At 66.9% G+C, this 25,344-nt stretch carries 27 protein-coding genes; 20 read left to right on the top strand and 7 right to left on the bottom strand.

Annotated elements, in window-relative coordinates:
- Positions 1 to 134 precede the first annotated feature (134 nt).
- The gene (locus AC1RLU_RS18630; RefSeq protein ID WP_492797671.1) at positions 135 to 569 is read right to left on the bottom strand and encodes a PACE efflux transporter; all 435 of its coding nucleotides are present in this window, start codon (positions 567 to 569) and stop codon (positions 135 to 137) included.
- A gap of 94 nt (positions 570 to 663) precedes the next feature.
- Between AC1RLU_RS18630 and AC1RLU_RS18635 the strand changes: the two genes are divergently transcribed.
- Positions 664 to 1,551 (top strand): LysR family transcriptional regulator, encoded by an 888-nt coding sequence (locus AC1RLU_RS18635; protein ID WP_492797372.1) that lies wholly within the window; start codon positions 664 to 666, stop codon positions 1,549 to 1,551.
- A 12-nt stretch (positions 1,552 to 1,563) separates the two neighbouring features.
- Here the strand turns inward: AC1RLU_RS18635 and AC1RLU_RS18640 are convergent, their stop codons facing one another.
- Complete coding sequence (locus AC1RLU_RS18640) at positions 1,564 to 2,436, bottom strand: MurR/RpiR family transcriptional regulator (RefSeq protein ID WP_061966269.1); 873 nt, start codon at positions 2,434 to 2,436, stop codon at positions 1,564 to 1,566.
- Between the two features lie 97 nt (positions 2,437 to 2,533).
- On the opposite strand from AC1RLU_RS18640, the gene AC1RLU_RS18645 reads away from it, so the two are divergent.
- The 19 genes from AC1RLU_RS18645 to AC1RLU_RS18735 all read left to right on the top strand — a co-directional run bounded on the left by AC1RLU_RS18645 (position 2,534) and on the right by AC1RLU_RS18735 (position 20,288).
- Positions 2,534 to 4,147, top strand: coding sequence for an ABC transporter substrate-binding protein (locus AC1RLU_RS18645; RefSeq protein ID WP_492797373.1), 1,614 nt, complete (start codon positions 2,534 to 2,536; stop codon positions 4,145 to 4,147).
- Positions 4,148 to 4,230: 83 nt separating this feature from the next.
- On the top strand, positions 4,231 to 5,208 hold the full coding sequence (locus AC1RLU_RS18650) for an ABC transporter permease (protein WP_061966267.1): 978 nt from the start codon (positions 4,231 to 4,233) through the stop codon (positions 5,206 to 5,208).
- Positions 5,205 to 6,113 (top strand): ABC transporter permease, encoded by a 909-nt coding sequence (locus tag AC1RLU_RS18655; protein WP_061966266.1) that lies wholly within the window; start codon positions 5,205 to 5,207, stop codon positions 6,111 to 6,113. The genes AC1RLU_RS18650 and AC1RLU_RS18655 overlap by 4 nt, the downstream gene beginning before the upstream one ends.
- On the top strand, positions 6,110 to 7,102 hold the full coding sequence (locus AC1RLU_RS18660) for an ABC transporter ATP-binding protein (RefSeq protein ID WP_492797376.1): 993 nt from the start codon (positions 6,110 to 6,112) through the stop codon (positions 7,100 to 7,102). Before AC1RLU_RS18655 ends, AC1RLU_RS18660 begins: the two co-directional genes overlap by 4 nt.
- Complete coding sequence (locus AC1RLU_RS18665; RefSeq protein ID WP_492797378.1) at positions 7,099 to 8,118, top strand: ABC transporter ATP-binding protein; 1,020 nt, start codon at positions 7,099 to 7,101, stop codon at positions 8,116 to 8,118. Before AC1RLU_RS18660 ends, AC1RLU_RS18665 begins: the two co-directional genes overlap by 4 nt.
- Positions 8,115 to 8,990, top strand: a complete 876-nt coding sequence (locus AC1RLU_RS18670; protein WP_492797380.1) for an alpha/beta hydrolase — start codon at positions 8,115 to 8,117, stop codon at positions 8,988 to 8,990. The genes AC1RLU_RS18665 and AC1RLU_RS18670 overlap by 4 nt, the downstream gene beginning before the upstream one ends.
- Positions 8,991 to 9,072: 82 nt before the next feature.
- Complete coding sequence (locus AC1RLU_RS18675) at positions 9,073 to 9,852, top strand: TSUP family transporter (RefSeq protein ID WP_492797381.1); 780 nt, start codon at positions 9,073 to 9,075, stop codon at positions 9,850 to 9,852.
- A 98-nt stretch (positions 9,853 to 9,950) separates the two neighbouring features.
- Positions 9,951 to 10,733 (top strand): DeoR/GlpR family DNA-binding transcription regulator, encoded by a 783-nt coding sequence (locus tag AC1RLU_RS18680; RefSeq protein ID WP_142113963.1) that lies wholly within the window; start codon positions 9,951 to 9,953, stop codon positions 10,731 to 10,733.
- A 119-nt stretch (positions 10,734 to 10,852) separates the two neighbouring features.
- Positions 10,853 to 11,842, top strand: a complete 990-nt coding sequence (gene phnD, locus AC1RLU_RS18685) for a phosphate/phosphite/phosphonate ABC transporter substrate-binding protein (RefSeq protein WP_492797383.1) — start codon at positions 10,853 to 10,855, stop codon at positions 11,840 to 11,842.
- A 38-nt stretch (positions 11,843 to 11,880) separates the two neighbouring features.
- Positions 11,881 to 12,699 (top strand): phosphonate ABC transporter ATP-binding protein, encoded by an 819-nt coding sequence (gene phnC / locus AC1RLU_RS18690; RefSeq protein WP_492797672.1) that lies wholly within the window; start codon positions 11,881 to 11,883, stop codon positions 12,697 to 12,699.
- Positions 12,696 to 13,502: a phosphonate ABC transporter, permease protein PhnE gene (gene phnE, locus AC1RLU_RS18695; protein ID WP_492797385.1), complete on the top strand. Its 807-nt coding sequence runs from the start codon at positions 12,696 to 12,698 to the stop codon at positions 13,500 to 13,502. Before phnC ends, phnE (AC1RLU_RS18695) begins: the two co-directional genes overlap by 4 nt.
- Positions 13,499 to 14,329 (top strand): phosphonate ABC transporter, permease protein PhnE, encoded by an 831-nt coding sequence (gene phnE / locus AC1RLU_RS18700; RefSeq protein ID WP_492797386.1) that lies wholly within the window; start codon positions 13,499 to 13,501, stop codon positions 14,327 to 14,329. The genes phnE (AC1RLU_RS18695) and phnE (AC1RLU_RS18700) overlap by 4 nt, the downstream gene beginning before the upstream one ends.
- Positions 14,307 to 15,212 (top strand): TIGR01459 family HAD-type hydrolase, encoded by a 906-nt coding sequence (locus AC1RLU_RS18705; protein ID WP_492797387.1) that lies wholly within the window; start codon positions 14,307 to 14,309, stop codon positions 15,210 to 15,212. The genes phnE (AC1RLU_RS18700) and AC1RLU_RS18705 overlap by 23 nt, the downstream gene beginning before the upstream one ends.
- 228 nt (positions 15,213 to 15,440) lie before the next feature.
- On the top strand, positions 15,441 to 16,196 hold the full coding sequence (locus AC1RLU_RS18710) for a GntR family transcriptional regulator (protein WP_061966258.1): 756 nt from the start codon (positions 15,441 to 15,443) through the stop codon (positions 16,194 to 16,196).
- Positions 16,197 to 16,215: 19 nt separating this feature from the next.
- Complete coding sequence (locus tag AC1RLU_RS18715; RefSeq protein ID WP_492797388.1) at positions 16,216 to 17,193, top strand: 2-hydroxyacid dehydrogenase; 978 nt, start codon at positions 16,216 to 16,218, stop codon at positions 17,191 to 17,193.
- 131 nt (positions 17,194 to 17,324) lie between these two features.
- The gene (locus tag AC1RLU_RS18720; RefSeq protein WP_492797390.1) at positions 17,325 to 18,128 is read left to right on the top strand and encodes a transporter substrate-binding domain-containing protein; all 804 of its coding nucleotides are present in this window, start codon (positions 17,325 to 17,327) and stop codon (positions 18,126 to 18,128) included.
- Between the two features lie 135 nt (positions 18,129 to 18,263).
- Positions 18,264 to 18,923: an amino acid ABC transporter permease gene (locus tag AC1RLU_RS18725; RefSeq protein WP_454035628.1), complete on the top strand. Its 660-nt coding sequence runs from the start codon at positions 18,264 to 18,266 to the stop codon at positions 18,921 to 18,923.
- Positions 18,923 to 19,576 (top strand): amino acid ABC transporter permease, encoded by a 654-nt coding sequence (locus AC1RLU_RS18730; RefSeq protein ID WP_492797391.1) that lies wholly within the window; start codon positions 18,923 to 18,925, stop codon positions 19,574 to 19,576. The genes AC1RLU_RS18725 and AC1RLU_RS18730 overlap by 1 nt, the downstream gene beginning before the upstream one ends.
- Entirely contained in the window at positions 19,557 to 20,288 is a 732-nt protein-coding gene (locus AC1RLU_RS18735; protein WP_492797392.1) for an amino acid ABC transporter ATP-binding protein, read from the top strand. The genes AC1RLU_RS18730 and AC1RLU_RS18735 overlap by 20 nt, the downstream gene beginning before the upstream one ends.
- A 27-nt stretch (positions 20,289 to 20,315) precedes the next feature.
- On the opposite strand, the gene AC1RLU_RS18740 is transcribed toward AC1RLU_RS18735, so the two are convergent.
- The 5 genes from AC1RLU_RS18740 to argH form a co-directional block, all read right to left on the bottom strand.
- The gene (locus AC1RLU_RS18740; RefSeq protein ID WP_492797393.1) at positions 20,316 to 20,702 is read right to left on the bottom strand and encodes a RidA family protein; all 387 of its coding nucleotides are present in this window, start codon (positions 20,700 to 20,702) and stop codon (positions 20,316 to 20,318) included.
- 84 nt (positions 20,703 to 20,786) lie between these two features.
- Positions 20,787 to 21,812 carry an SIS domain-containing protein gene (locus AC1RLU_RS18745; protein WP_492797395.1) on the bottom strand — a complete coding sequence of 342 codons (1,026 nt, stop codon included), beginning with the start codon at positions 21,810 to 21,812 and terminating at the stop codon, positions 20,787 to 20,789.
- Positions 21,805 to 22,752 carry a carbohydrate kinase family protein gene (locus tag AC1RLU_RS18750; protein WP_492797396.1) on the bottom strand — a complete coding sequence of 316 codons (948 nt, stop codon included), beginning with the start codon at positions 22,750 to 22,752 and terminating at the stop codon, positions 21,805 to 21,807. The genes AC1RLU_RS18745 and AC1RLU_RS18750 overlap by 8 nt, the downstream gene beginning before the upstream one ends.
- Complete coding sequence (locus AC1RLU_RS18755) at positions 22,749 to 23,825, bottom strand: ABC transporter ATP-binding protein (protein ID WP_492797398.1); 1,077 nt, start codon at positions 23,823 to 23,825, stop codon at positions 22,749 to 22,751. The genes AC1RLU_RS18750 and AC1RLU_RS18755 overlap by 4 nt, the downstream gene beginning before the upstream one ends.
- Positions 23,825 to 25,339, bottom strand: a complete 1,515-nt coding sequence (argH, locus tag AC1RLU_RS18760; protein WP_492797400.1) for an argininosuccinate lyase — start codon at positions 25,337 to 25,339, stop codon at positions 23,825 to 23,827. Before argH ends, AC1RLU_RS18755 begins: the two co-directional genes overlap by 1 nt.
- Positions 25,340 to 25,344: the final 5 nt, after the last annotated feature.

Below are 25,344 nucleotides of genomic sequence, written 5' to 3' on the forward strand. Positions count from 1 at the left end.
GGAGCAGGCCGTCCCGGTGGTTCCGCTTCGATCAAAATACGATCGCCGGCGAATGTCCATGGCTGCCGTGGCATAGGCTGCCGGCACGCAGAGGGGAAACCGGAGAGTTTCGCCGGTCAGAGCGGCAAAGAGGCTCAGGCTGCGGCCATTTGCGGCACCATGGGGATCGGGAAGACCCGGTCATAGGCCAGATTGAAGAGGAAGGCGTAGACCACGTAGAAAACCACGATGGCGAGATCCATCACGAAGGTCTGCCACAGGCCCATGCCGAGATACCAGGCCATCGGCGGCAGCAGCAGGACCAGCAGGCCGCCTTCGAACAGCAGCGCATGCAGCACGCGCAACGCCAGGCTCTTGCGGGTGTGTCCGATGAAGCGAAGCATCGCGTGGTCGAAGCCGAGATTGTAGACGAAGTTCCAGAGCGTCGCGACGGTGGCCGAGCCGACGCCGATCACGCCCATATGCGTCGCCGGCAGGTTGAAGAGCATGGCGCCGCCGGGGATCACCAGCGCAAGCCCGAGCACCTCGAACAGCACCGTATGGCGAACCCGGTCGGGGAAAGAACGCATGGACATCCGAAATACCTGTTGTTCTCGTTGACGCGCTGCCTTCTATCGTCAAATCTGGCTTTCTCAAGTTAGGTTATATCTGATTGTCAGATAGATGAATGTTTCCTTCGAGCAGCTCGAAGCCTTCGTTGCGGCCGCCGAGCAGGGTTCCTTCTCGGCAGCGGGACGGGCTTTGCGCAAGGCGCAGTCGGCGGTGAGCACGCAGGTCGCCAATCTGGAAGAGGATCTGGGCGTCGCATTGTTCAGTCGTGCCGGTCGCAATCCCGTGCTCACGGCGGCAGGCGAGCGCCTGCTGCGCGAGGCCAGGGTCATCCTGGACCGCCGCGAACACCTGATCGGCGTCGCCAGCAGCTTCGAGAACCATGTCGAGACGCGGCTCGTCGTTGCCATCGACGAGCTTTATCCGGAGCATCTGCTGGGCGCGCTCTTTGCCGATTTCGCGCGGCATTTCCCGCATGTCGAGCTGGAATTGCTGTTCCCGCTGATGGAGGATGTCAGCCAGCTCGTCCTGGCCGGCCAGGCCGATATCGGCGTGATGTGGCGCCAGGAGGTGCTGCCGCCGGAGCTCGGCTTCCAGACGGTCGGCTGGGTACCGATCAAGCTGGTCTGCGGCAAGGGCCATCCGCTCGCCGGCACCCGCGTCGACTGGGAAGAACTGAAGCGGCATCGCCAGATCCTCGTCGCGGCGCGTGGCGACGGACCGGAAAAGCAGCGCCTGCGCGTCGCGGCCGAGGTCTGGTGGGTCGAAAGCCATTGGGTGATCCTGCAACTGGTCAAGCAGGGCATCGGCTGGGCCTTCGTCTCCAGCTACGTCATCGAGAATTCGCCGGTGACGGCCGATCTCGTCACGCCCGATCTTCAGTTCGACAATTTCGACCTGCCGGTCGCACTGGAAATGGTCTGGCACAAGCAGCGCCCCTGCGGCCCGGCAGCGCGCTGGCTGCGCGAGCGCTTCGCGGCAGCGCGCATCGGAGCGGCCTGAGCCTCCTGTCCGCTACTGGTGGAACGTCCAGAGCAGATTTTCGCTCAGCTCCTTCAGGGCTTCGACCGCATCCGGGCGCTCGCGCGCGATGGCGGCGATGAGCGCATCCACCAATGCGAAGACCGCAGTCGGCGAATTCGGCAGCAGCCTGCTGCGGGCCGGGGCGAACAGGGTCACGTCCGCGACGGGAGCGAGCGGCGAGGTTGGGCTGTCGGTCAGGGCCAGCAGCGCGGCGCCGCGCTTCTTGGCGAAGGTCGCGAGATCGAGCGTGGCGCGTGAATAGCGCGGCACCGCGATCGCGACGACGAGGTCGTCCGGGCGTGCCGACATCATGTGCCGGATGGCGCGCTCCGGCCCGGTGCGCGAGGAGGCGAAGGTCACGTCGGCATCGAGATAGAGCGCCAGCCCGTCCTCCAGGAAGGAGGCGACATGGTGGCTCGCGCCCGAGGCGGCGATGAAGACGCGCGGCGCCTTCAGCAGCAATTCGACGGCTTTGGTCACGGACGCCTCGTCGAGCCCGTCGCGGGCGGCCTGGAGATTGGCGTTCTGGTCGGCGAGCGCGGCGGTGAAGGTTGCGAAGATCGAGCCGGCGGCGGAGCGGGCGCCGGCGAAATTGTCGACCGGGTCATGGGCGAATTTCAGAGCAGCCGAGAGCGCGCCGCGGAACTCGCCATAGCCGCCATAGCCGAGCGCCCGGACGAAGCGCGTCACGGTCGCGTTGGAGGTGCCGCTGCCCTCGGCCAGCCCCTCGATCGTCATGGTCGCGACGTCGAGCGGATGCTGCAGCACGAAGTCCGCGGCACGGCGGTGGCCGTTGCTCAGCGAGGGGTAGATCCGGGCGATCCGGTTCGAGAGATCCGTCGTCGGCTTCAGGCCCTGTGACATGCGCGGCTACCCGATTGACGTTCGAAAATTTTCATGTTTGCTACTGGACGAAAATAAAGCTGTCAAAAGCGGTTCTCAATCGGGAGCGGACCACACCATGCGTAAACCCCTTTTCCTCGCGGCTTTCGCGGCCGCCTGTCTCGCCGGTACGGCGGTTTCGGCGCAGACGCTGCGCATCGCGTTGTCGTCGGAGCCGACGGCGGTCGATCCGCACTACCATGACCTCTCTCCCAACAACGCACTGGCCCAGCACATCTTCGATTCGCTGGTGCGCCAGGACGAACAGCAGAAGCTGCATCCGAACCTCGCGACCTCCTGGCAGAACGACGGCAAGAACCGCTGGACCTTCAAGCTGCGCGACGGCGTGAAATTCACCAACGGCAAGCCCTTCACCGCCGAGGACGTGGTTTTCACCTTCTGCCGCACGCTGAAGAACGAGACCAAGGTCTCGGATTCCTTTGCCGACATCACCGGGAATTTCGCCTCGGTCGAAATGCCCGACGCGCAGACGCTGGTGATCAACACCAAGGAGCCCGAGCCGCTGCTGCCGAACCTGCTTTCGGGTCTCAGCATCCTCTCGGCCTCGATCGTCGAGCACGGCCCGATCAGCTATGATGTCGCCAAGAATTGCGGCGTCACCGGCCCCTGGCCGACGGTGACCGGCTTCAACGACGGCTCGCTCGCCATCGGCACCGGCCCCTACAAGCTCAAGTCCTATGTGCGGGGATCCGCGATCGAGCTCGAGCGCAACCCGACCTATTGGGGCAAGGCCGAGCCTTGGGCGACCGTGCGCCTGCTCCCGGTGACCAATGCCGGCCCGCGTCTCGCGGGTCTCCTTGCCGGCGACTATGACGTGATCGAGAACCCGGCGGCGCGCGATCTCGGCCGGATCAAGGGCGACAAGCGCTTCGGCCATGTCATCACGCCCTCGACCCGCGTGGTCTATTTCCAGCTCGACGTCGCCCGCGACCAGAGCCCCTTCGTCAAATCCGAGGATGGCAAGAACCCGCTGAAGGACCTGCGCGTCCGCAAGGCGATGTCGCTCGCCATCGACCGCGACGCCATCGTCAAGCGCATCATGGACGGTGCGGCGGAGCCGGCCTATCAGTACCTGCCGACCGGCATGTCCGGCACGCGGCCGAACCCGCCGAAGCTGGCCTATGACCCGGCGCAGGCGAAGAAGCTGCTCGCCGAGGCCGGCTATGCCAAGGGCTTCCAGCTCACGCTCTCGACCACCAACGACCGCTACATCAACGACAGCCAGATCACCCAGGCCGTCGCGCAGTACCTGACCCAGATCGGCATCAAGACCGAGGTCGACGCGATGACCCGCGCGATCTATTTCCCGCGCCGTGCCAAGAAGGAGTTCTCCGTCGCGATCGGCGGCTGGGGCTCCGGAACCGGCGAGGCGGCCTCCTTCCTGCGCCAGTGGCCGCCGACCCCGAACGAGGCCAAGACGATCGGCGGATCGAACTATGGCGGCTACAAGAACGACCAGTTCGACAAGCTGATCCGCGAGGCGATCTCGACGCTCGACGACAACAAGCGCTCGCAGCTCCTGCAGGAGGCCGGCAAGATCGTCGTCGAGGACTACGCCTTCATCCCGCTGCACTTCGAGAGCGGCATCTGGGCCTTCAAGTCCGATCTCGACGTCAAGGGCCGCGCCGACCAGTACATGCTGGCGATGTCGGTCAAGCCGAAAGCCAAGTAAGCCGCCGGCCGACAACCCATCGACAAGCCGGGCCGCCCGCCAAGGGCGGCCCGTGAACCATTCAGTGGAGCCGGTCGAGCGTCATGACCGCCTATGTCCTGCAGCGATTGATCCAGAGCGTGCTCGTGCTGCTCGCGGTTTCGGTCGTGGTGTTCTTCGCCGTCTACGGCATCGGCGACCCCGTCGAATTGCTCGTCTCGCCCTCGGCCAGTGCGGCCGAACGCGAGGCGCTGGTCCGCCGCCTCGGTCTCGACCTGCCGGTCTGGCAGCAATATTTCGTCTTCATGGGCAATGCGCTGAAGGGCGATCTCGGCCGCTCCTTCGTGCATGGCGTGCCGGCGATCGAGCTGATCCTCGGCCGCCTGCCGGCGACGTTCGAACTCGTCTTGCTGTCGATGACGCTCGCCATCGTCACCGGCGTTCCGGTTGGCCTCTATGCCGGGCTCGACCCGGACAGCCGGCCTTCGCGCATCATCATGGGCGGTACGGTGCTGGGCTTCTCGCTGCCGAGCTTCTGGAAGGGCATGATGCTGATCCTGCTCTTCGCGGTGGTGCTGGGCTGGCTGCCGACGGCCGGGCGCGGCGAGACGGTCTCGGTCCTCGGCATCCAGACCAGCCTTCTGACCCGGGACGGGCTCACCCATCTCGCGTTGCCGGCGATCAACCTCGCCATACCCCAGATCGCCCTGATGATCCGCCTTGTCGCCGCCGGCACGACCGAGGCGATGACGCAGGATTACGTCAAGTATGCCCGCGCCAAGGGCGTCAGGCCGCGCCGCGTCGTCGGGCGGCACGTGCTGCGCAACATCCTGATCCCGGTCGTCACCGTAATCGGCATCGAGTTCGGCAGCCTCGTCGCCTTCTCGACGATCACCGAAACGGTCTTCGCCTGGCCGGGCATGGGCAAGCTTTTGATCGACTCGGTCTACCAGCTCGATCGGCCCGTCGTCGTCGCCTATGTGCTGCTGGCGACGCTGCTCTTCGTCACCGTCAACTTCCTCGTCGACATCCTCTATGCCGCGCTCGACCCGCGCGTGAAGCTGACGGGAGAGATGGCATGAGCGCCGAGGCCAAGGCTCCGGCCGTCCCTGATTATGCCGACACGCCGCTCCGCGAAAAGGTGCTGCGGCGCATCCGCAACCGGCCGACGACGCGCGGCGCGGCGATCCTGCTCGGCATCATGGTCGCGCTGGCTCTGCTCGCGCCCGTCATCGCGCCGCAGAACCCGCATGATCTCGCTTCGCTCAGCGTGATGGATAACCGCCTGCCGCCGGGCGAGGCCGGCATGAACGGCATGACCTACTGGCTCGGCACGGATTCGCAAGGGCGCGACATGTTGAGCGCGATCCTCTACGGCCTGCGCACCAGCCTGATGGTCGGGCTCACCGCGACGCTGGGCGCGCTCTTCATCGGCATCTCGGCCGGTCTTGTCGCCGCGCAGTTCGGCGGCGTCGTCGATGCGGTGATCATGCGCGTCGTCGACTTCATGCTCGGCTTCCCCTCGATCCTGATCGCGCTCGTGCTGCTCGCCTCGATCGGGCGCGGGGTCGACAAGGTCATCCTCGCCATCATCCTCGTGCAATGGGCGCAGTACGCTCGGTTGATGCGCGCGTCGGCGCTGGTCGAACGGCGCAAGGAATATATCGAGGCGGCGCTGAATTTCGGCCTGCCGACCCGGCACATCATGATCGCGCATCTCTTGCCGAACTCGGTCGGCTCGGTGCTGGTCGTCGCCTCGATCAGCATTGCCGGCGCGATCACGCTGGAGGCGACGCTCTCCTTCCTCGGCGTCGGCGTGCCGGTGACGCAGCCCTCGCTCGGCCTGCTGATCGCCAATGGCTTCGAGTTCCTGCTCTCCGGCGAATACTGGATCGCGGTCTTCCCCGGCATCGCGCTGGTGCTGCTGATCGGCTCGCTCAACCTCGTCGGCGACCGGCTGCGCCGCAGCTTCAACGTGCGCTCATGAGTGATCTCGCAACTGCCCCCCTGCTCGAGGTCCGTGGCCTCAGAACCGTCTTCCATGCGCTCGACGGCGCCTGGCCCGCCGTGGACGGCGTCGATCTCAGCGTCTCGCGCGGCGAGGTTCTGGGGCTGGTCGGCGAGTCCGGCTCCGGCAAGTCCGTGACCGGCTTCTCGCTGGTGCGCCTGATCGACCCGCCCGGCGAGATCGTCGCGGGCACGATCAGCTTCGGCGGTGAAGACCTGCGCGCGGCGTCGGAAGAGCGTCTGCGCGACCTGCGCGGCGACCGCATCGCCATGATCTTCCAGGACCCGCTGATGACGCTGAACCCGGTGCTCAGCATCGGCGAGCAGATGAGCGAGGCGATCCTGGAGCATCGCGACTGCAGCCGCGAGGAGGCGCTCAGTGAAGCGGCCAAGGCGCTGGCTCGCGTCGGCATCTCCTCGCCGGAAGCGCGGTTGAAGCAGTTCCCGCACGAGTTCTCCGGCGGCATGCGCCAGCGCGTCGCGATCGCGACCGCTTTGCTCAACGGGCCCGATCTGATCATCGCCGACGAGCCGACGACGGCGCTCGACGTCACCATCCAGAGCCAGATCCTGTTCGAGGTACAGAAGCTCGCCCGCGAGACCGGCACCGCCGTGCTCTGGATCACGCATGATCTCGCGGTCGTGGCCGAGCTCGCCGACCGGGTGGCGGTGATGTATGCCGGCCGCGTCGTCGAGATCGGGCCGGTCGACGCGGTGCTCGATCAGCCGCGCCATCCCTATACGCTCGGGCTGCTCCATTCCTCGGCCGCCAATGTCGCGCCGGGCGAGCGCCTGAACCAGATCGACGGCGTAGCCCCCCGTATCGATGCCCGCCCGAGCGGCTGTCCCTTCCGCCCGCGCTGCCCGCGCGTCCAGCCGGTCTGCGCCGAGCGTGACCCAGAGACGGTGGGCGAGGGCGCTCGCAGCTTCCGCTGCCATAACCCGGTGCTGGTGGGAGAAGCGGCATGAGTGCCTCGACCAGCGCCCCGATCATTGAGCTCAAGGGCATCACCAAGCATTTCCGCCGCAAGCCGACGCTGGCCGAGCGCATCCTGATGGCGACCGGGCGGGGCAAGGCGCCGCCTGTGCTGCGCGCCGTCGATGGCATCGATCTCAGCGTCAAGCGCGGCGAGGTGCTCGGCCTCGTCGGCGAATCCGGCTGCGGCAAGTCCACGCTCGCGCGCGTCGTCACCGGCATCCTGAAGCCGACGACCGGCGAGGTGGTGTACGAGCAGCAGCCGGTGGCTGGCCTGAAGGGCAAGGAGCGACTCGATTTCCTGCTGAAGGTCCAGATGATCTTCCAGGACCCTTATGCCTCGCTCGATCCGCGCATGAAGGTCAGCCGCATCGTCGGCGAGGCCTTGAGCGTTCACAAGCTGTTGCCGAAGGCGGAGATCGATGGAGCCGTCGACCAGGCGCTGAGCGAGGTCGGGCTCGATCTCGCCTATCGCGAGCGCTATCCGCACCAGTTCTCGGGCGGGCAGCGCCAGCGCATCGGCATCGCGCGGGCGCTCGCGGTGAAGCCGGATTTCCTGGTCTGCGACGAGCCGGTCTCGGCGCTCGACGTCTCGATCCAGGCACAGGTCATCAACCTGTTCATGGATGTGCGCGCGCGCCACGGCCTGACCTATCTTTTCGTCAGCCATGATCTCGGCCTCGTCCGGCATATCAGCGACCGCGTCGCGATCATGTATCTCGGCCGTATCGTCGAGGTCGGCACGGCGGCGGAGATCTTCGCCGCGCCGGCGCATCCCTATAGCGCGGCGCTGATCGCCGCCATTCCCTCGGCGGCGCGGCGCAAGCGCGCCTTCCAGCCGCTCAAGGGCGAGTTGCCCTCCCCATTGGCGCCGCCGCCCGGCTGCCCGTTTCATCCGCGCTGCGAGCAGGCGATGCCGATCTGCCGCGAGGTCCGGCCGGTCCTCACCGAGGTCGCGCCCGGCCGCAGCGCCGCCTGCCATCTGCACAAGGCTCCGGAGGCCGCATGACACCCAAGACCCTCAACCCGCCGGTCGGGCGCAGCGCGCTGCCGTTCGTCGATGCGAGCCATCCGGACAAGCCTTTGGAGGTCAATTTCTACCGCCCGGCACGGCATCAGCCGAATGATCCGGTCATCGTCGTGCAGCATGGCATGTTGCGCAATGGCGACGATTATCGCGATTTCTGGATCGATGCGGCCGAGAAGCACAACCTGCTGATCGTCGCGCCGACCTTTCCGAACGAGCCTTTCCCGAAGGCCGAGGGCTATAATAATGGCCTGGTGATCACGACGGATGGCGCCGTGGCGCCGCGCGCCGAATGGCTCTACGCCGTGCCCGGCCGCGTGCTCGACGCGCTGCGCGCTGCCGGCGTGATCGACCACCCTGTCATCCGCATCTTCGGGCATTCGGCCGGCGGCCAGTTCGTGCATCGCATGCTGGCGACGGAGGGCGGCGCGCTGTTCGAAGCGGCGATGGCGTCCAATCCCGGCTGGTACACCCTGCCGACGCCGGAGCGGAATTTCCCGGAAGGGCTCGGCGGGCTCGGGCTCGACAAGGCGGCGCTCGTGCGCTGGCTCGCCTATCCGATGATCCTGTTCGCGGGTGACCGCGACATCGTCACCGACGACCCGAACCTGCCGTCGCAGCCGGAAGCCCTGGCGCAGGGACCGCATCGCTATGGCCGCGCCCATAACATGCTCGATTTCGGCCGAGCCGAGGCGGCGCGCCTCGGCGTGCCCTGCAACTGGCAATTGATCACGGTGGGCGGCATCGGCCATGACGGGGCGGCGATGTCGCGCGCGGCCGCGTCCTACTGGTTCGAGGACGGCCGGATTCCGCCGGCCGAAGAGCTCGGCAAGCAGGCGGCGCCGGTTCTCTGACAGCCTGCTATACAGCCTCGCCCGTCGCGGGCAGAGGATTCGGCCACGCCAATGCGGCAGCGGCCGATTCGACGGGGGCTTCATGACGATTGCCGCGTTGTTGCAGCCGTTCAGCACGGGGCAGGTTTGCGCCTGCATTCTCGTCGTCTTCCTGACGGCGATCATGCGCGGCTATACCGGCTTCGGTTTCGCGCTGGTGGCCGTGCCGCTGCTCGCCGTGATCGCCGACCCCGTCACGGCCGTGCCGATGGTGCTGTTGCTCGAAGTCGTCGGCAGTCTGCAATTGCTGCCGGGCTTGTGGCGCTCGGCGCATCTGCGCTCGGTCCTGCTGCTCGTCGCCGGCGCCTTGCTGGCGACGCCGATCGGGCTCTATGGCCTCGCGGCGCTCCCGGCCGACGTGATGCGCCTCGTCATCGCGCTCGTGGTGCTCGCGACGACCTGCGCCCTCGCCGCCGGGTTGAAAGCAAGCCGCGAGCCGGGCGCGCCTGCGACCTTCGGCGTCGGCGTTCTCTCCGGCCTGCTCAATGGCGCCGCCGCGATGAGCGGTCCGCCTGTCGTGCTGTTCTATCTCAACGCCCAGACGGCGATGCATGTCGGGCGCGCCTCGATCGTGCTGTATTTCCTGCTCTCCGACACCGTCGCGATCGGCTTCGCGGGGGCATCCGGACTGATGGGAGCCTCGACGGCTCTGCTGGCGGCCGTGACCATCCCCGCGCTCTTCGTCGGGCAGGTGATCGGGACGCGCTTGTTCCGCTCCGCCCTGCAGCGCCATTATCGCATCGTCGCGATCGTGATCCTGCTCGCGGTCAGCGGCTTCGCCATCGTGCAATCGGTTCATGCGCTGTGGATGAGCGGCGGCTGAACGCTTCGCTCCGCCGCTTGCATTTCGTGTCGGGCGGCTATCATACGCGCGTGGCCGGGCGGCCTTCCCGTGCCCGGCACGTCTGGCACGGACATGCGATGAGCCCTTCCGCACCCGATACCGAGACCCTGACCTCGCGCCAGCGGCAGATCCTCGACCTCGTGCAGGAGCTCGGCTTCACCACGATCGAGACATTGGCCGAGCGCTTTGGGGTGTCGGCGCAGACGGTCCGGCGCGAGATCATCCGCCTGCAGGCCGGCAATTTCCTGCAGCGCTTCCATGGCGGGGCCGGGCTTGCCTCCGGCGGCATCCGCTCGGCCTATGCCCAGAAGCTCACGGTCTCCCCGCGCGGCAAGGAGCGGATCGGCGCCGCCGTGGCGCGCATCGTGCCGCCCGGTGCTTCGGTCTTCCTCGATGTCGGCACCACGGTCGAGGCTGCGGCGCGGGCGCTGATCAACAAGCCCGGCCTCAGGGTGGTGACCGCGAGCGTCTCAGTCGCCCAGATCTTCTGCAATCACGGCGTCTTCGACGTGGTCGTGACCGGCGGCACGACGCGCGGGGCCAACGGCTCGCTCGTCGGGCAAGCCGCGATCGCCAGCATCATGGGCTTCCGCTTCGACTATGCGATCATCGGCCTCGGCGGCTTCGATGATGACGGCGCGCCGATGGATTTCGACCTCGAGAAGATCGCGGTGCGGCAAGCTGCGATGGGCCGCGCCCGGCAGAGCCTGGCGCTGGCCGACCACAGCAAGTTCGAGCAGATCGGCACGGCCCGCGTCGCGCCGGCAGAGGCGCTGAGCCTCATTGTCGTCGATGCCGAGCCCGGCCCGCGCCTGCGCGAAAGCTGGGAGCGCAGCGGCGCGCGCTGGCTCGTGGCCTGAAGCGGCTTTTCGCCTTCAATTCTTAGCCGGCACTCTTGCGTCCGTGATCGCTTTTGATCAGGATGGAAGAAATCTTACACGAGCGCCGTCAGGGCGCCACCGCTTCCAGGGAGGTTGCCATGCTGCGCGCCAAGATCGCGTCCCTTTGCCTGCTCGCTTTCGGGATCGGGCTCGCCGGCCCGGCGAAGGCGCAGGATTGCGCCAATCGCGGGACGCTCGATGCCCGCTATTGCGACGCCAATCGCGACCTGCTGGCCGATACCCCGACCGATCCAGCGAAGCAGAAGGACCCGGACACGCTGATCTTCTCGTACACGCCGGTGGAGGACCCGTCGGTCTACGAGAACGTCTTCGCCGATTTCCTCGCCCATCTCAGCAAGGTCACCGGCAAGAAGATCAAGTGGTTCGGCGCCGAGTCTTACGCCGCTCAGGTCGAGGCGATGCGCTCCGGCCGCCTCCATATCGCCGGCGTCGCCAGCGGCCCGACGCCCTTCGCGGTCAACCTCGCCGGCTTCGTGCCGATCGTCGCGATGGCCAAGAAGGACGATTCGATCGGCTATACGCTCCAGCTGATCGTGCCGAAGGACTCGCCGATCAAGACCATCGCCGATCTCAAGGGCAAGCGCGTCGCCCATGTCGCGCCCTCCTCGAACTCGGGCGATACCGCGCCGCGCATCCTGTTCAAGGAGAAGGGCGTCGTGCCGGGCAAGGACTACGAGGTCCTCTATTCCGGCAAGCACGACAACTCGATCATGGGCGTGGTCAACAAGGACTATGATGCCGCGCCCGTCGCCTCCAGCGTGGTCGAGCGCATGGCCGATCGCGGCATGTTCAAGCGCGACGACATCCGCATCGTCTATGAATCGAGCCCGTTCCCGCGCACGGCCTTCGGTCTCGCGCATGACCTCAAGCCCGAGCTGCAGGCCAAGATCAAGCAGGCCTTCCTCAGCTTCGACTTCCTGAATTCGGCGCTCGCCAAGGAGTTCAAGGACACCAAGGGCTTCAAGGAGCTGAGCTACAAGGATGCCTGGGGCGACATCATCCTGATCCAGGGCAATAGCGGCATCACCTATACCCAGGACGGCCTCTCCAAGCTGAAGGGCGATTGATGTCGGCTGTTTCCGGAGCTGCAGCCGGCGGCGCTCCGCTGCTGGCCGTTGCGGGGCTGGCCAAGGTCTATCCGACCGGCAAGAAGGCATTGGGCGGTGTCGATGTCGTGATCGACCGACCGCAGCTCGTCGCGGTGATCGGCTCGTCCGGCGCCGGCAAGAGCACCTTCATCCGCTGCATCAACCGGCTGGTCGAGCCGACGGCCGGCAGCGTCAGGCTCAACGGCGAGGACATCGTCGCGCTCGACCGCAAAGGGCTACGCGCGGCGCGGCGCCGGATCGGCATGATCTTCCAGGAATACAACCTGGTCGAGCGGCTCAGCGTGATGCAGAACGTGCTTTCGGGGCGGCTCGGCTATACCGGCCTTCTCGCCTCGCTGCGCTACCGCTTCCCGCCCGAGGATATTCAGGCGGCCTTCGCGCTGCTCGATCGAGTCGGGCTCGACGGCTACCACAACCAGCGGGCGGATGCGCTTTCCGGCGGCCAGCGCCAGCGCGTCGGCATCGCGCGCGCCCTGATGCAACGGCCCGAGCTTCTCCTGCTCGACGAGCCGACCGCGAGCCTGGACCCCAAGACCTCGCGCCAGATCATGCGGCTCGTGCGCGAGCTGGTGGCCGAGCGTCAGACCCCCGCGATCATCAATATCCACGATGTCGCGCTCGCCCGCGCTCATGCCGACCGCATCATCGGCATGAAGGATGGGCTGATCGTGTTCGACGCGGAGGCCTCCGCCCTGACCGATGCGGCGCTGACCCGGATCTATGGCGAGGAAGACTGGTCGACCCCGCAGGACGAGGATGACGAGGCGCCCGCCGCGCCGACTGTAGCGACAGCACAGGTCGACGCGCTGTCATGACGACGGCCGTTACCTCCTATCCCAGCCGCTGGCGCGCGCCGAGCATCTTCGGCAGCCCCGGCCGGCGGCTCGCCTTCTGGGCCCTGGTTGCCGCCTATCTGGTCTGGTCGCTCTCGACGCTCAATGTCGATACGGCCCGCATCCTCGCCGGGCTGCCGCGGGCCTGGACCATACTCGAGCGGATGGTCCCGCCGGATTTCAGCCGCTGGGCGCTGCTGCTGACAGGGATGGTCGAGAGCGTGCAGATCGCCATCGCAGCGACGATCATCGGCGCCGTGCTGTCGATCCCGATCGGCATCGCGGCTTCCGCCAATCTCTCGCCAAGGCCGCTTTATCTGCTGGCGCGCGCCTTCATCGTCACCGGCCGGACCTTCCACGAGGTCATCATCGCGATCTTCTTCGTGAAGCTGTTCGGCTTCGGCCCGGTGGCCGGCTTGCTGACGCTTGCCTTCTCCTCGGCGATCTTCCTTGGCAAGATGCTGGCCGAGGATATCGAGAACATGAAGCCTGGCCCGGTCGAGGCGATCCGCGCCACCGGCGCGAGCTTCGGCCAGACCTTCTTCTACGCGGTGGTGCCGCAGGTCCTGGTCAAGACGCTGGGCGTGCTGATCTATCGTCTCGATTCCAATCTCAGGCACTCGACCGTGATCGGCATCGTCGGCGCCGGCGGCATCGGCCAGACGCTCTCGGCCTCGTTCTCGCGCTATGATTTCGACTTCGCCAGCGCGATCCTGCTGACGATCGCCGCGATGGTCGCCTTCGGCGAATGGTTCAGCGACTGGGCCCGGCGGAGGCTGAGATGACCGCGCATCAGCTCCCGCAGGATCGCGCGCCGATGCGCAGCTATCCCGACCATTGGGAACGCTATTCGCTGCGCGAGCGCGTCGTGCACTGGATCTGGCTCGGCGGCATCGCGTTTGCCGCGGCCTGGTCGGTCTCGGCGCTCGACATCGAATGGGCCTTCTTCGCTGATGCCCACGAACAGGCGGCCGACCTGATCGAGCGGATGTGGCCGCCGCGCTGGTCCTATCTGCCGCGCATCGTCCAGCCGCTGATCGAGACACTGCATATCGCGACGCTCGGCACGATGATCGCCATCGTCTTCGCGCTGCCGGTCGCCTTCCTCGCCGCACGCAACACGACCTACAACCAGGCGACCTGGCTTCTCGGCCGGGCCATGCTGGTGCTGTCGCGCTCGATCAACACGGTGATCTGGGGGCTGCTCTTCGTCGCGATCTTCGGGCCGGGCCCCGTCGCCGGCATCTGCGCGGTCGCGGCCCGCTCGATCGGCTTCATCGCCAAGCTCGTCGCCGAGGCGATCGAGGAGGTCGATGCCGGCCAGATCGAGGCGGTGGAATCGACCGGGGCGAGGACCTTGCAGGTCTATGGCGTCGCCATCCTCCCGCAGATCCTGCCCGTGCTGATCGGCACCTCGATCTACCGCTGGGACATCAATGTGCGCGAGTCGAGCGTGCTCGGTTTCGTCGGCGCCGGCGGCATCGGGCTCCTGCTCTACGCCTCGATCAACCAGTTCGCCTGGTCGCAGGCGATCGTGATCCTGATCGCCATCCTCGGCATCGTCATCATCAGCGAGGCGCTTTCGGCTTATGTCCGCTCCCGCATTGTCTGAACCGCAGGCCGAGATCGGCTTCCCCGGTGGCCTCTCGGCGCTGGTCGACCGCTATGACGGCTTCCTTCTCGACCAGTGGGGCGTGCTGCATGACGGCACGCGGCCCTATCCCGAGGCGGTCGTCTGCCTCGAACGCCTGCGGGCGGCGGGCAAGGCCGTGATCATCCTCTCGAATTCGGGCCGGAGCGGGCGCGACAACGAGGCTGTGCTTGCCAGCATGGGGTTTCCCCGCGATCTCTACGACCGCGTGGCCTCGGCCGGGGACGATGCGCGCGAAGCGCTGCTGGAACGCTCCGAGCCGGCCTATCGCGATCTCGGCTCGCGCTGCCTGCTGCTGGCGCGGCCGGGCGAAGATCGTCTGGCGAGCGGACTGGGCCTGACGCTGGTGGAAACGCCGGAGGCGGCCGATTTCCTGTTCGTGATGAGCATGGACCCCGACAGCCAGTCGGTGGCCGGCTGGAAACCGGTTCTCGAACAGGCGCTGCGGCGCGGCCTGCCGATGATCTGCGGCAACCCCGATCGTTACCGGGTCCATGCCGACGGCACCTTGCACGAGGCGCCGGGGCTGGCTGCGCTGATCTATGAGGAGATGGGCGGCACGGTGCATTATCATGGCAAGCCGCATCCGCGGATCTACCGGAGCTGCCTGCACTATCTCGATCGTCCGGCCGAGCGCCTGCTCGCCATCGGGGATTCGTTGGAGCACGATGTTGCGGGCGCGGCGCAGGCCGGGATCGATGCGGCCTTCATCGCGGGCGGTATCCATCGCGGCGATCTGGACTGGAGCGAGGACGGCAAGGTCGATCCCGAGAGCTGCCGGCGGTTGTTTGCTCGCGAAGGCCTTCAGCCACGCTACGGGCTGTCCTGGTTCACCTGGGGCTGATTCGAGCGGGACCCTTTCGGGGGTGCCCATTGTGATGAGGCCATCGGGGTCGGTCGAAACGATCGGCTTCGATCCGAAATCCGGTTTCGGAAGGACGATGCAGGCGCGGTCGCGCAGACCGGCAAATGCTGTCTCGGGCAAATCATCCTCTTGTAAAATTTCACAACATGTTTAGGCTACTCCTCAACGGGCGCCGACCAAGAGCGCCCTCGCGGAGGAAACCCGGGAATGGCGCGCAGCGCGACCCAACCCCGACAGGCGGAAGATGCGCCTGCGCCCAAGCGGCGCAACCGCGTCAACCTGTTCGAGCTCGCCTATGAGCGCCTCGAGGCGATGCTGATCACCTGCGAGCTTCCGCCGGGCCGTTTCCTGTCGCTCCAGGATCTGCAGGATATGACCGGCTATGGCCGCACGCCGGTCCATCATGCCGTCAACCGGCTGGCGGCGGATACGCTGATCGTCATCCGCCCGCGTCACGGCCTCCAGATCGCGCCGGTCGATCTGGCGCGGGAGCGCGTGCTGCTGCGCCTGCGCCGCGATCTCGAACGCTTCGTCATCGGGCTGGCGGCCGAGAGGGCCGGCCCGTCCCATCGCAACCAACTCCTGCATATCGAACGCCTTCTGCGCGAGCGCCGGGACCGGTTCAGCCTGGCGGAGTTCAACGCGCTGGATCGCCGTATCGACGAGACGGTGCTGTCGGCCGCCGCGGAGCCGTTCCTCGAACATACCCTGCGCCCGCTGCACACGATCTTCCGGCGCATTGGCTTCATCTATCACAGCGCGATGCCGCAGAGGGTCGGCCTCGCGGTCTCGGTCGACCACCATATCGCGGTTTTGAACGCCATCGCAGCGCGCCGGGCGGATGAGGCTGTCGCCGCCTCCGATGCGCTGATCGGCTTCGTGGACGGCATGTTCGACGAGATGGAAGCGGCGATCGACCCGTCCCTGCTGGATTGCAGGGTCGAGCCGCTGCTGAAGACCTGACGGAAGGAATTACCGGACCATGCGCGTTGTCTTCCACGGCGAGAATGCCGCTTCATTCAGCCACGGCTTTGCCGAGATGGTCGGCGACAAGGCCGAGATCCGGCTCTTGCCCGACCATCTCGAAGCGGGTGCCGACCAGAAAGCCTATGCCGAGGCCGAGGTCATCGTCGGCGTGAAGTTCGATGCCGGCCTGCCGCAACCTGCCGGGCTCAAGCTGTTCCATGTGCCGGGCGCCGGCTACGACATGGTCGATCTCGGCGCGTTGCCGGCATCGGCTGCCGTCTGCAATTGCTTCGGCCATGAGCAGGCCATCGCCGAATACGTGATGGCGGCGCTGCTGGCGCGCAATATCCCGCTCGCCGATGCCGACCGGCGCTTGCGCCAGGGCGACTGGGCCTACTGGGCCGGCGCGCCGGAGCGCGTCCATGGCGAGATCGCCGGCCAGACCATCGGTCTCCTCGGCTTTGGCCATATCGGCAAGGCGATCGCGGCGCGAGCCAAGGCCTTCGAGATGAAGGTCCATGTCGCCAACCGCAGCGCCGTGCCGGCCTCGGCCCTGGTCGATCGCTCCTTCACGCTCGATGCGCTCGCCGAATTCTGCGGTTCGGTCGATGTCGTCGTCGTCTCGGTGCCGTTCACCGAAGAGACCAGGGGCATCCTCAGTGCCGCCGCCTTTGCCGCGATGCGGCCGGGCGCGGTCGTCGTCAATGTCGGGCGCGGCCCGACCATCGACGAGCAGGCGCTGTTCGACGCCCTGACAGGCGGCCGGATCGGCGGGGCGATCATCGATACCTGGTACCGCTATCCCAGCGCTGGGGACAGCCATCCGTTGCCTGCGAATCTGCCTTTCCATGAGCTTTCAAACGTTTTAATGACGCCGCACATGTCCGGATGGACGAGCGGCACCATCAGCCGCAGGCAGGGGATCATCGCCGACAACATCAGGCGTCGCTTCGCCGGCGAGCCGCTCGTCAACGTCGTGCGCGCCAGCGCCTGACGCGCCGGCATCGGACCGAAAGGTGGCAACACCTTTCGGGGAATTCGATGCGCCGAACCAAGTTCTTCCACAGCCGGCCACCAGAAGCCGGGCCAAGACAGGCGGCGCCGCCGCAGCAGAGGAGACACCACGTGAAAATGTTCAAGCATCTCAAGATTGCCGGCCTGGCTCTCGCGCTCGGCACGGGCATGCTCGCCGCCAGCCAGGCCTCGGCCCAGACGATCACCGACATCATCAAGCGCGGTTCGGTGAAGGTCGGCGTGCTGATCGGTGCCCCGCCCTATGGCTCGGTCGATTCCCAGGGCAACGCCATCGGCTACGATGCGGATGTCATCGCGCTGATCGGCAAATATCTCGGCGTGAAGGTCGAGCTGGTTCAGTTGACGCCGCCCGCCCGCATCCCGGCGCTGGAGGCCAACAAGGTCGACTTCCTCGTCGCCACGCTGGCGCCGACGCCGGAGCGCGCCAAGGCCGTGATGTTCTCGATCCCCTACAGCGCCTTCCAGACCGGCATCTATGCCAAGAAGGGCGTCGCCATCAAAACCTGGGCCGACCTCAAGGGGAAGAAGGTCGGGGTGAATCGCGGCTCCAGCGTCGAGCGTGAATTCACCAGCCGCGAGAAGGAGCTGAACCTCACGATCCTGCGCTTCGAGGACGACGCGACCACCATGCAGGCGCTGTTCTCCGGCCAGGTCGAGGCCATTGCCGGCCCCGACGCCCAGGCCAATGCCGCCATGAAGGCGCGCGGCGAGACCGATACCGAGCTCAAGTTCGTCTTCGGCGTGCAGCCGAACTCGATGACCATGCGCAAGGACGCCTGGGAGCTGCGCCAGTGGCTCAACAACTTCATCTACTACGTCAAGCAGAACGGCGAGCTCGACGCGATCGCGCAGAAGTGGGTCGGCAGCCCGCTGCCGCCGCTGCCGACCTTCTGATCCGACGTCCTGATCGGATTCCGATCGGATACACCAATGTCCCGGCGCGTCCAGAACGCGCCGGCGACCACCATCGACCTTCCCGGACGAAGGAGCGGGCCGTTGCTCTTCCAAGACGTCTTTTCCAAATGGCCCATGATCCTCCACGGGGTCTGGCTCACGATCGCGCTGTCCTTCGTCGCGATCACGCTGGGCCTCGTGCTGGCGACGGCGATGACCGCGCTGCGCAGCCTCGCGGGGAGCTGGGCCGGCTATATCGTTGACGCCTATGTCGAGCTGATGCGCAACACGCCGTTCCTGGTGCAGCTCTTCATGATCTTCTTCGGGCTCCCGCAGATCGGCATCCGTCTCGACGGCCTGGAAGCCTCCGTCCTGGCGATGACGCTCAACCTGGCCGCCTACGCCACCGAGATCATCCGCGCCGGCGTCGACTCGATCCACAAGTCGCAGATCGAGGCGGGCCTGGCCCTGGCGATGAGCAAATGGCAGGTGCTGAAGCATGTCGTGCTGCAGCCCGCCTTCGCCCGCGTCTGGCCGGCGCTGTCGAGCCAGTTCGTGCTGATGATGCTGGCGTCCAGCATCTGCTCCTTCGTCTCGGTGCAGGAACTGTCGGGTACGGCGGCGATCATCGAGCAGGACACGTTCCGCTCGTTCGAGACCTATATTGTCGTCACCGTGATCTATCTCGTGCTGGCGCTCTCGCTAAAGCTCTTTCTCAACTGGCTCGGCCGGAGACTCTTCCCGCAGGTGTCGGGCCTCGCCCGCCTCACCGAAGCGCATGGGGAGGCCGCCTGATGCAGACCTTCGGTTGGCCGGAAATCCTCTTCATCCTGCGCTCCGCCGGCTGGACGCTGGCGCTCACCGTCATCGCTTTCTTCATCGGGAGCATCATCGGCGGCGCCTTCGCGCTCATGCGCCTGTCGCGCATCCGCTGGCTGCGACGCTTCGCGGGCGGCTACATCCTGGTGATCCAGTCGATCCCGGTGCTCATGGTGCTGTTCATGAGCTATTACGGGCTCTCGGCTCTCGGCATCGAATTGCCGCCCTTCCTTGCGGCCTCGGCCTCGCTGTCGATCTATGTCTCGGCCTATCTCGCCGAGATCTGGCGCGGCTCGATCGAATCCGTGCCGCGCCAGCAATGGGAAGCCTCGATGTCGCTGGCGCATTCGCCGGCGCAGACCTACCGCCACGTGATCCTGCCGCAGGCGGTCCGCATCTCGCTGCCGCCGACGGTCGGCTTCCTCGTGCAGCTCGTGAAAAATACCTCGATCGTGCAGGTCGTCGGCTTCGTCGACCTGATGCGCGCCGGCATGCTGGTCAACAACGCGACCTATCAGGCCTTTCAGATCTTCACCGTGGTCGCAGCGATCTATTTGGCGATCTGCTTCCCGCTCTCCCGGCTCAGCCGCCATCTCGAAAAGGTGATGAATGCCAGCCGTTCTCATTGAAGACATCCATAAGCGCTTCGGTTCGCTGGAGGTGCTGAAAGGCGTTTCGCTCAGCGTCGATACGGGCCAGGTGGTCGCGATCATCGGCCGGTCGGGTTCGGGCAAGTCGACGCTCCTGCGTTGCATCAACGGGCTCGAGACCTTCCACGCCGGCAAGATCGAGGTCGCCGGCCATGTGATGACGCAAGACCCGACGAAGCTGCGCGAGTTGCGCAAGGATGTCGGCATCGTCTTCCAGAGCTACAACCTGTTCCCGCATCTGACCGTGGGGCAGAACATCATGCTCTCGCCGCGCATCACCAAGAACGTGCCGCAGGCGCAGGCCATGGCGCTCGCCAAGGAGGTGCTGGCGCAGGTCGGCCTCTCCGAGAAATTCGACAGCTATCCCGACAACCTCTCCGGCGGCCAGCAGCAGCGCGTCGCCATCGCCCGTTCGCTGGCGATGCAGCCCAAGGTCATGCTGTTCGACGAGGTCACCTCGGCGCTCGATCCGGAACTGACCGGCGAGGTGCTCTTGGTGATGGAAAAGCTCGCCAAGGGCGGCATGACCATGCTGCTGGTGACGCACGAAATGAATTTCGCGCGCACCGTGGCGGATACGACGGTCTTCATGCATCAGGGGCTGATCTGGGAGAGCGGGCCGTCGAAGGAGCTCTTCGCCAATCCGCAGACGCCGGAGCTCGCCAATTTCGTCAAGGCGGGCGCTCACTGAGCGCCTGCGGACTTGGAGGCGGCCGGCTCAGTAGACGGCCGTCGCCTCGACCTCGACCAGGAATTCCGGCCGGCTGAAGCCGGAGACGATCACCAGCGTCGAGGCCGGCGTGACCGGACAATCGGCCAGAGCCTCGTCGCGCGCCTTCATATAGGCCGGCATATGCTTGCGATCGGTGACGAAGGCGTTGAGGCGCACGATATGCGCCATCGACAGGCCGCCCTCGCGCAGGATCGCGGCGATGCTTTCGAAGCAGATGCGGGCCTGCTCGCCGGCATCTTCCGGCACGCTGCCATCAGCCGCGATGCCGAGCTGGCCTGAGGTCAGCAGCACGCCCTGCGCATCGGCCTTCATGCCGTGGGAATACTGCCCGAAGGGCGGGGCGAGCGAAGCGGGCGTGAGCGGCTGTTTCATGAGCTGACGATCCAAGGCATCGGGACGCATCAGCTCTAGAGCACGCAGCGCTTCGACGGAACCGCGTCCGGTGCCGGCTGCGGCTCAGAGCGTCTGCGTGACCTTGCGCAGGTGGGGTGGCCGGTCGGGATCGAGTCCACGCGCTTTGGCCAGCGCGGCGATGCCGCCATAGAAAGCGCGCGCCTGCAGCAGCGGCATCAGCGTGGCCGGTGTCTCCAGCGGCACCGGCAGAGTGAAGCCCGGTGCGGCTTCGGCGCCAGCATAGGCGACATCCGCCCCGAGTGCCGCGAAGCTGCGGGCGACCGAAAGCGTGCTCTCGCTCCCTTCATCGGCGGGATCGAGCACCAGCGCCGGGAAACCCGGCCCGACCAGCGCCAGCGGTCCGTGCAACACTTCGGCTGCGCTGAAGGCCTCGGCATGGATGCGGCAGGTTTCCTTGAACTTCAGCGCCATCTCCTGGGCGATGCCGAGGCTGAGCCCGCGGCCGATGACATAGAGGCTCGTCGCATCCTTGAGGCGCCCGAAAAACGGTGACCAGTCGCAGAGACCGGCCTGTCTGAGCAGTTCGGGCGACCTGACAAGCGCGTCGGACAGGCTACGCTCGCAGCTCCAGGCAGCGGTGAGGTGCAGGAGAGCGATGCCGGTGGCGAGGAAGCTCTTGGTCGCGGCGACGCTGGTCTCGGGACCGGCCGCGAGCGGCAGGGCGACATCGACCAGCGTCGCCAGCGGCGATTCCATGTCGTTGATCAAGCCGATCGTCAGCGCGCCGCCGCGCTTGGCCGTCTCGGTCAATTGCAGCGCGTCCGGGCTGCGGCCCGACTGCGAGGCGGCGATGAAGACGGCGCCGGAGAGGTCGAGCTCCTCGCGATAGACCGAGGCGAGGCTCGGGCCGAGCGAGGCGACGGGCAGGCCGAGCGTGCGTTCGAGCAGGTACTTGCCATAGGTCATGGCATGGTCGGAGGAGCCGCGGGCGCAAGTGGCGATGAAGGCGGGCTTGCGCCGGCGCAAGCGCTCGCCGAGCTGCGCCATCGCGTTGCCATTGGCAGCGATCTGGCGGGCGGCGACCTCGGCAGCTTCCGCCGCCTCGCGGGTAAGGAGAGCTTCAGGCATCGATCCGGTCATGGCTGCGCAGCAGGTCCCGGCTCATCGCGCCGACATCGGCGCGGTGAAGCCGCGCCCCGGCTCCACCGACGGAGCGCACAGAGAGCGTGCCGCAGGCGATGCCTTCGGCCAGAGCCTGCTGCAACGGGTGCCCGGCAAGCCACATGGCGAGGAAGCCGGCATTGAAGGCATCGCCCGCTCCGGTTGTGTCGAGAACCGGCCCGCCTTCCGGCGCGGGGAGGGCGAAGGCGGTATCACGCTGGAACAGGCGCGCTCCGTTGCCGCCGTCCTTGACGACCACGACGGGAAAATGGCGGGTAAGGCGGTTGCCGGCTTCATCGAGGTCGTCGCAGCCCGCGATGGCGCGTGCTTCCGCCGCGTTCGGCAGGAAGATGTCGGTGCCCGCGGCGCGCTCGATCAGGTCCGGCCGGCGGATCCAGTCATCGTCCCAGCTCGGATCGAGCGAGACGGTGAGACCGGCACTTTTCGCGGCCTCGATCAGATCAGGGATTTCGGCGAGCGTCGCGAATTCGGCGATGTGGAGATGGCGGGCGGCCGGGTCGGCGAGGGCTGCGTCCAGCGTCGCCGGGCGGGCGCTGCCGGCGCGCCGCGACAGGAAGGCGCGCTCGCCATCCTGCACCATGACGACGGTCGGCTGCGGGCCGGCCTCGGGCGTGCGTTCGAGCCAGCGCAGATCGACGCCGCTATCCGCCAGCGCGGGTGCCAGCGTGCCGGAGAGCGGGTCCGTGCCGATGCGGGCGAGCAGGCCGGCGCGCATGCCGAGCGCGGCGAGATGGGCCGCCGTGATGAAGCCGCCGCCGCCCGGCACGATCGCCACGGTCTCGGCGAAACGCTCCTCGCCGAGGCGCGGCATCGCGTCGAGCCCCCGGAAGACGATGTCGCAGTAGAGCCGGCCGATGCTGAGGACGAGGTCGCGCCCGGCGTTCATAGGGCGCGCTCGGTCGCCGCATCGAACAGGCGCAAGGAATCGACGCCGGCGCCGAGGCGGACTTCGTGGCCGACGACCGGCGGCGCCTTGGCCGAGGCCGAGGCGAGGATCAGGCCGTCGTCATGCTCGACATGGACGAAGCTCTCCGAGCCCAGCGGCTCGACCACTGCGACCTTGCCGGTGAGCACGAGGTCGGCGTTTTCGCCGGGCGCCAGCACGCGCAATTCCTGCGGGCGGACGCCGACCAGCACGTCAGTCGGGAGCGGGGCCGGGCGGGGCGGCAGGGCGATGGTGTTGCCGGCCAGCTCCAGCTTCGGCTTTCCGTCGGCGTTGCTCGTCCTGCCGGGACGGATGTTCATCGTCGGAGAGCCGATGAAGCGGGCGGTGAAGACATCGGCCGGCTTCTCGTAGAGCTCCATCGGCGCGCCGACCTGCAGGATGCGGCCGTCGCGCATCACCACGATCCGGTCGGCCAGCGTCATCGCCTCGACCTGGTCATGGGTGACGAAGACGATGGTGCGGCCGAGGCGCTGGTGCAGGCGCTTGACCTCCAGGCGCATCTGGGCGCGCAACTGGGCGTCGAGATTGGAGAGCGGCTCGTCGAACAGGAAGGCTGAGGGGTCGCGCACCATGGCGCGGCCGATGGCGACGCGCTGGCGCTGGCCGCCGGAGAGCGCCGAGGGCTTGCGCTCCAGCAGCGGTTCGAGGCCGAGGATGCGGGCGGTCTCCTCGATGCGGCGGCGCTTCTCGGCCTTGTCGAGCTTCGCCGTGTAGAGGCCGAAGCCGATATTCTCGGCCACGCTCATATGCGGGTAGATCGCGTAGTTCTGGAACACCATGGCGATGTTCCGCTCCTTCGGCTCCAGCCGGTTCACGGGCCGATCGCCGATGGTGATGGTGCCGCCGTCGATCTCTTCCAGCCCCGCGATCATGCGCAGCGTCGTCGACTTGCCGCAGCCGGAGGGGCCGACGAAGACGACGAATTCGCCGTCCGCGATGGCGAGGTCGATGCCGTGGACGACCTGCGTCTTGCCGTAGCGCTTGACCAGCCCCTGAAGCTCGATACCCGCCATCAGGCTGCTCCCATCAGATCCGCGAAGGCGGCGTCGAGTTCATGGCGCGCGGAAGCCTCGCGCGCAGCGGTCGCGGTTGCGGCCAGGCCGGCAGCGACCAGAACGCCGCGATAGCCGGCGAAGGCGGCAGCGAGGGCCTGCGGCCCCGGTCCGCCGAAGCGCTCGCGCACCGCGACGAAATGCTCGGGCGAGACGGCTTGGGCGAAGGCGGCCTCGCTCAATTGCGGCTCGTGGCCGGCATGCTCACGGAAAGCCTTCTGGAAGGGGGCATAGCCGTCGCGCGGCAGGTCGCCATCGGCCGCGACCACGGCGCGCGCAACATCGGCGGCGATCTCATGGGCGGTGCGGAAGGAGAGGCCTTCTGAACGCACCAGCGTGTCGGCCAGCTCGGTGATGGTGATGCAGGAGCGGCGGATGTTCTCGGCGACGCGGCGCCCATCGACCTGTAATGCCGGCAGCAGCGCGGCGAGGAGGTTGAGCACGCGCTCGCCCGTTGCGAAGGCCTGGTAGCCGGCTTCGTTGGTTTCGCCCTCGGCGTCGTTCATGTCGGTGAAGGGCGTGTTGTGGACGATGTCGCGCACCATGCGGGCGCGCGCCACGGTCTGCGATGCGAGATGGCGCAGATGCTCGATCGGGACGGGATTGCGCTTCTGCGGCATGATCGAGGAGATCTGCACGAAGGCATTGGGCACGTAGAGCTGGCCGACCTCGAAGGCGGTCCAGACCTGCAGGTCCTGGATCAGGCGGCCGAGATGCAGGAAGACGAGTTCGACGGCGCTATAGGTCGCGGTCAGGTAGTCGATCGCGGCGATGCAGCCATAGGAATTCTGGAGCGGGGCGGCAAAGCCGAGCAGATGCGCGACGCGGGCGCGGTCGAGCGGGAAGCCCGAGGTGGTGATCGCGGCGGCGCCCATCGGCGAGAGGTCGAGCAGGGCACGCGCCTGCACCAGCCGCTCATGGTCGCGCAGCATCACCTCGATCGCAGCCGAGAGGTAATGGCCGAAGGTGGTCGGCTGCGCCGGCTGGCCATGGGTATAGGCGACGATCAGCGTTGCCTTCTCGCGCTCGGCAAGGTCGAGGGTCGCGGTGATCAGGGCGCGCAGCAGGCCGGCCATATGATCGAGCCGCGGCTTGAGAGCGAGCTTGAACAGCGTGTGGTCGATATCGTTGCGCGAGCGGCCGGTATGGAGGCGCCCGGCATCGTCGGCCGGCAGGCGCTTCTTCAGCTCGGCCTCGATCAGGAAGAAATAATCCTCGACCGTGCCGTCATAGCTCAGCTTGGCCGGATCGATCTCGGTGTCGATTTCGTTGAGCGCGCGGGCGATGCGGCCGGCCGTGGCGCGGGGCAGGATACCGGTCTCGGCGAGCATGACGAGATGGGCGAGGTCGATGGCGCGGAAGCTCTCGACATGATGCGTCTTCGCCCCGTCGAAGAGCGGGCGCAGCACCGTTTCCTTGTAGACGGGATCGGGGAAGACGGAGCGGTCGGCCGCCCGTGGATCGGTTTTCGTCATGGCAA

The sequence above is a fragment of the Allobosea sp. GW822-FHT05A11 genome, from assembly GCF_058800455.1.